Consider the following 5,062-nt stretch of genomic DNA (forward strand, 5'->3'; position numbering starts at 1 on the left):
AGGACCTTTTCTGTCTCGATTCTCTCTGTATCGAGACACATCTTTCCTCTCCTTGACCTTTTCTGTCCTGATTCCCTCTATATCGAGACACATCTTCCTGATGGAGGATCTTTTCTGTCCCGATTCCCTCTGTATCGAGACACAAATTCCTGATGGAAGACCTTTTCTGTCCCGATTCCCTCTGTATCGAGATACAAATTCCTGATGGAAGACCTTTTCTGTCCCGATTCCCCCTGTATCGAGACACAAATTCCTGATGGTGCACCTTTTCTGTCCCGATTCCCTCTGTATCGAGACACAAATTCCTGCTGGAGGATCTTTTCTGTCCCGATTCCCCCTGTATCGAGACACATCTTCCAGCTGAAGAACCTTTTCTATCCCAATCCCCATATATCGAGACACAACTTCCCTCTCCAAAACCTTTTTATCCCAATCCCCCATATATCGAGACACAACTTCCCTCTCCAAAACCTTTCTATACCAATCCCCCATATATCGAGACACAACTTCCCTCTCCAAGCCCTTTTCTGTCCCGATCCCCCCCTGTATCGAGACAGCATCTTCTTCAAAGACACCTCTTTATATAAAAAGACTGTCCCCTATATCCGGGACAGTCCACCTCTTTAATTATTTAGATCTTTTTTCGTTGTGATTTCTTTCAGCAGGATCATTTCCAAAATCTTTATCGGTGTTAATTGCATCACTTGCTTTATTCATTTTCTCTTGCTGATTTTTATGACTGTCTCTTTTAGCCATTCTAAAATCCCCCTTTACATAGCATTTTTCAACACTTATTGTTTGCTAAAAGTGAGAAAAGATACCTTTAGTAAAAGAGAATTTATCAATCTAATCAACCTTCAACCTAAATACCGCCAGCCAAAACAATCTCTCCTTGTGGGGTTGGTAAATCTGGCTCTTGTTCCACTGTAATGGCAATTGTGTCCCAGTCTCCTTCAAGTTCCTCTAATGAATATGTTAATGTACCTTGGCCGGAATCATTCGTTTGAAAGGCCCCAGCAGGATAAGGCTGTCCTCCCTCAAGAACCCATAGTTGATAAACTTCATCATCTTGGAGCTTTGGTAAGTTAGATGCTTGTAGGAGAATCGACTTCTGCCCAGCTGCTGATAAAAGAGAGGCAATTGCGATGCCATCTCCCTGACCATCTGGAGGTAGTAATGTTACCTGAGATGTTGGCATGAGCTCCTCGCTTTTTGAATTTTGGGTCACTTCTCTATATAAATAAACATTTGTGGCCAGTGACAATAATAATGCAGCAGCAATTGTTTGAATTAAGAATCTCGATCTTCCGCTTTTCTTTTTCAGTTCTACTACTTTCTGTTCTGAAACCTTTTCATGACTTTCTTCTAATACCGTACTCCCGTCATATATATTCTCAAGCACTCTTGCTTTCATTCCTTTTGGAACATCAATTTGCTCAGAAAGGTAAGGTAATTCTTCCGTTAAACTCATTAGCTCTTCCAACTCTTGCTTACAGGCCGAACAACCTTCTAAATGTGATTCAAATTCCTCTATTTCCTCATTTGATAATGTTCGATTGTAATAATCAATTAAAGAGATACATTGTTCATTTGTCATGTGATGTCCCCCCCTTCCTTACCTAGCATGTTTTTTAAGTGTTTTAATGCAATCCGAATCCTGCCCTTAACAGTTCCCAGCGGAATCTCACACTGATCTGCTATCTTTTGCTGACTTAATCCTTTAAAGTAAAATAATTCAATTATTTGCTGCTGTTCTATTTTTAGATTTGACATGGCCTGTTGAATTTTTTCTCGTTGTTCTTTCTGTTCTAGCTTTTGCTCAGTAGAAGCTTCATCAACAACTAATGAGTCTTTCTCAATTACTTCTTCATGCGTATGTCTCTGGCGTTTTCTAATTTCGTCAATTGCTTTATTTCTTGTGATCGTTAGAAGCCATGAAGAGAATTTCCCTTTTTTCTCATCATAAAGATTTGTTCCATTCCACAGCTTCATAAAAACATCTTGGATAATCTCCTCTGACAAGGTCGTATCCTTCGTTATTCGATAAGCGAAAGAATAAACAAGTTTTTCATAACGATCATATAACTGTTCAAAAGCAATGCGATCTTTATTGGCAGCTTTAGCATATAACGATGCATCATCCTTCTCGATCATATGAATCTCCTTTATGTTGTTTTTCTAAGAATAGCATATTATCGGATTAGCTTAATAGATATTGTGCTTTTATGATCTTAATAAGAGTACGATTACTCTATTGATTTAGATCATACAAATTTTATATATCTCTTGTATATTTTTGGTTACTTTAGCAAATAAATGATTATGTTGATTTATTTACTATATAGGAGGCTGACCATTGAAAAAGGATAATTCATATAATGAAGAATTTGGTGCTTCTAATGATGACTCATTAGATCATAGTAAATCTGGAAATGAGCAAGATGATACATTAACAACCCGCCAAGGGCATCCTGTTATGGATAATCAAAATATCCGTACGATCGGTGACCGTGGTCCTGCCACTCTTGAGAATTATCATTTCATTGAAAAAATTTCACATTTTGATCGTGAAGAGGTACCAGAGCGTGTTGTACATGCACGAGGATCGGGTGCATTTGGATATTTTGAAACATATGGAAAAGTTGGCGATGAGCCTGTAGAAAAGTATACGCGCGCAAAAGTATTTTCTGGTGCTGGAAAGAAAACACCATTAATGGTTCGTTTCTCTACAGTAGCAGGAGCTAAGGATTCACCTGAAACAGCACGTGATCCACGCGGCTTTGCGGTTAAAATGTATACTGAAGAAGGAAACTGGGATCTTGTTGGGAACAACCTTAAAATTTTCTTTATTCGTGATGCAATGAAGTTCCCTGATATGATTCATGCTTTTAAAGCAGATCCTGCTTCAAATGTTCCGAATCCAGAGCGTATGTTTGATTTCGTTTCCCGTACACCAGAGGCAACACATATGATCACTTTCCTATTCTCACCATGGGGCATTCCAGCTACATACCGTCATATGCAGGGATCTGGTGTTAATACATATAAATGGGTTAATGCTGAGGGTAAAGCTGTATTGGTCAAATATCACTGGGAGCCAAAGCAAGGCATCCGTAATTTAACCCAAGAAGAAGCTGACTCTATTCAAGCGAAAAACGTTGGGCATGCAACACAAGATTTATATGAAGCGATCGAGAGCGGGGATTATCCAGAATGGGAGCTTTTTGTTCAAATCATGGAGGATGATTACCATCCTGAACTCGATTTTGATCCTCTTGATGATACAAAACTTTGGCCAGAGGATAAATTCCCATGGCTACCTGTTGGACGTATGGTGCTAGATCGTAATCCAGTGGACTTTCATGCTGAGATTGAACAAGCTGCCTTCGGTACAGGGGTTCTTGTTGATGGCATGGACTTTTCAGATGATAAAATGCTACAAGGTCGTACGTTTTCCTACTCCGATACACAGCGCTATCGTGTTGGAGCAAACTATCTGAAATTACCTGTGAATGCACCTAAAGCGCCTGTTCGCACAAATCAGCAACGCGGACAAATGGATGTGCGTGATCCAAAAGAGTCTGGAGATAATCCTCATATTAACTATGAGCCATCCATGCTAGGAGGATTTAAGGAAGCAAGTAAAGAAGGACGTGCGCCTCACCAACCAACTTATAATGCAGCGGCAATGAGCGCACCAATTGATCGACCTAACAACTACGGTCAAGCTGGTGACACATACCGTAGCTTTGAAGATTGGGAGCGCGATGAATTAATTAAAAACCTTTCGGAAGCACTTGCAGCATGTAATAAGAAAATTCAAGATGCGATGATTGAACACTTTACACAAGCTGACGAAGATTATGGCCGTCGTGTAAAGGAAGGTATTGAAATGAAAGTGAAAGAACTGAAGGAAATGAGCATGGGTGAGGTTCCAGGCCGTGAAGCAGGAAAGTCAAAATATGGTCAAGGTGGACTAGGTTCATTAGCTGCAAATGAAGCAACAAAAGACGCTGTAAAGAAAAGCCACGAAGCCGATCCTTATTAAGGAAGAATGAAAAATGGGTCAGTTCCCTCTAGTGGGAACCGACCCATTTTTATTATTTATCAGCTGGATAAACTAAGCCAAGTTGCTTACGAGCAGCTTCAATTACTGTAGCTGTTATTAAAGAATTTTGATGAGAATTCATTTCAGATTGATGCTTACTTTGAGTAACAAGTTCAATAAATTCTTTCGCTTCATAATACATGCTTTCAGTATCCTGAGGTTGTGTCAGATCCTCAATAGTTCCATCCTTATAATGAATCTTTACACTCTCAGGGGTATGAATTTTATCGATAATAATACTTCCATTTTCTCCTTGGATTTCGGAAGGAACATATGAATTTGTAATTTTTGAATACATAATGACCGCATCCATTTGATCATATGTGAGCAGGATACTTCCTTCTCCATCAACACCTGACTCAAGCATATAACCTGAAGATTTGATTTCATTTGGTTCTCCAAATAATGTGATTGCAGGGTACACGCAATATATTCCTATATCCATTAGAGAACCGTTGGAGAACTCCGGCTTAAAGGCATTTAAAACAGTACCTTCTTTATATTTGTCATAGCGTGAAGAATATTGGCAGTAGCTTGCAAAATAACGTCTTACTTTTCCAATCTTATGTAAGTTTTCTTTTATAGCTAGGAAATTTGGTAATAAAGTTGTTTTTAATGCCTCCATTAAGACAACGTTATTCTCATTAGCAGCCTTAATCATAGCATTCACTTCATTCCTATTAGAAGCCATAGGCTTTTCACATAAAACATGCTTACCTTTTTCCATACAAAGAATGGCTTGAGAAGCATGAAGTGAGTTTGGACTAGCAATGTACACCGCATCAAATGTGTCACTGCCTGCGAATTCCTCTAAATCTGTAAAAATATGCTCAGCATGGTGTTTGTCTGCAAAATCCTTTGCTTTCTCAGCTGTTCTTGAGTATACAGCTGTTAAAGAAAATCCTTCTACTTTGCTTGCAGCTTGGATAAAACTTTCTGTAATCCAATTTGTTC

At 39.0% G+C, this 5,062-nt stretch carries 6 protein-coding genes; 1 reads left to right on the forward strand and 5 read right to left on the reverse strand.

The features are described 5' to 3' along the window. From ACEWK1_RS22555 to ACEWK1_RS22570, 4 genes are all read right to left on the reverse strand, one after another. The coding region (locus ACEWK1_RS22555; RefSeq protein ID WP_416636667.1) for a hypothetical protein at positions 1–504 on the reverse strand (504 nt) is incomplete at its 3' end. A 123-nt stretch (positions 505–627) separates the two neighbouring features. After that, positions 628–756, reverse strand: coding sequence for a hypothetical protein (locus tag ACEWK1_RS22560; protein ID WP_269671114.1), 129 nt, complete (start codon positions 754–756; stop codon positions 628–630). A 106-nt stretch (positions 757–862) separates the two neighbouring features. Continuing rightward, positions 863–1,597 carry an anti-sigma factor gene (locus ACEWK1_RS22565; RefSeq protein ID WP_212136046.1) on the reverse strand — a complete coding sequence of 245 codons (735 nt, stop codon included), beginning with the start codon at positions 1,595–1,597 and terminating at the stop codon, positions 863–865. Beyond that, on the reverse strand, positions 1,594–2,154 hold the full coding sequence (locus ACEWK1_RS22570; protein WP_212136045.1) for an RNA polymerase sigma factor: 561 nt from the start codon (positions 2,152–2,154) through the stop codon (positions 1,594–1,596). The genes ACEWK1_RS22565 and ACEWK1_RS22570 overlap by 4 nt, the downstream gene beginning before the upstream one ends. A gap of 202 nt (positions 2,155–2,356) precedes the next feature. Between ACEWK1_RS22570 and ACEWK1_RS22575 the strand changes: the two genes are divergently transcribed. After that, a complete protein-coding gene (locus ACEWK1_RS22575) occupies positions 2,357–4,048 on the forward strand; it encodes a catalase (protein WP_212136044.1) in 1,692 nt (563 codons plus the stop codon). A 52-nt stretch (positions 4,049–4,100) separates the two neighbouring features. Here ACEWK1_RS22575 and ACEWK1_RS22580 read toward each other — a convergent pair. Then, the coding region (locus tag ACEWK1_RS22580; RefSeq protein WP_416636668.1) for a Gfo/Idh/MocA family protein at positions 4,101–5,062 on the reverse strand (962 nt) is incomplete at its 5' end.

It is taken from the genome of Metabacillus sp. YM-086, from assembly GCF_048059995.1.
GTDB lineage: Bacteria > Bacillota > Bacilli > Bacillales > Bacillaceae > Metabacillus > Metabacillus litoralis_B.

Excerpts from the sequence above, each read along its gene's own strand:
- ACEWK1_RS22560 (WP_269671114.1), bottom strand. The coding sequence starts at position 756 with ATGGCTAAAAGAGACAGTCATAAAAATCAGCAAGAGAAAATGAATAAA.
- ACEWK1_RS22565 (WP_212136046.1), bottom strand. The coding sequence starts at position 1,597 with ATGACAAATGAACAATGTATCTCTTTAATTGATTATTACAATCGAACA.
- ACEWK1_RS22570 (WP_212136045.1), bottom strand. The coding sequence starts at position 2,154 with ATGATCGAGAAGGATGATGCATCGTTATATGCTAAAGCTGCCAATAAA.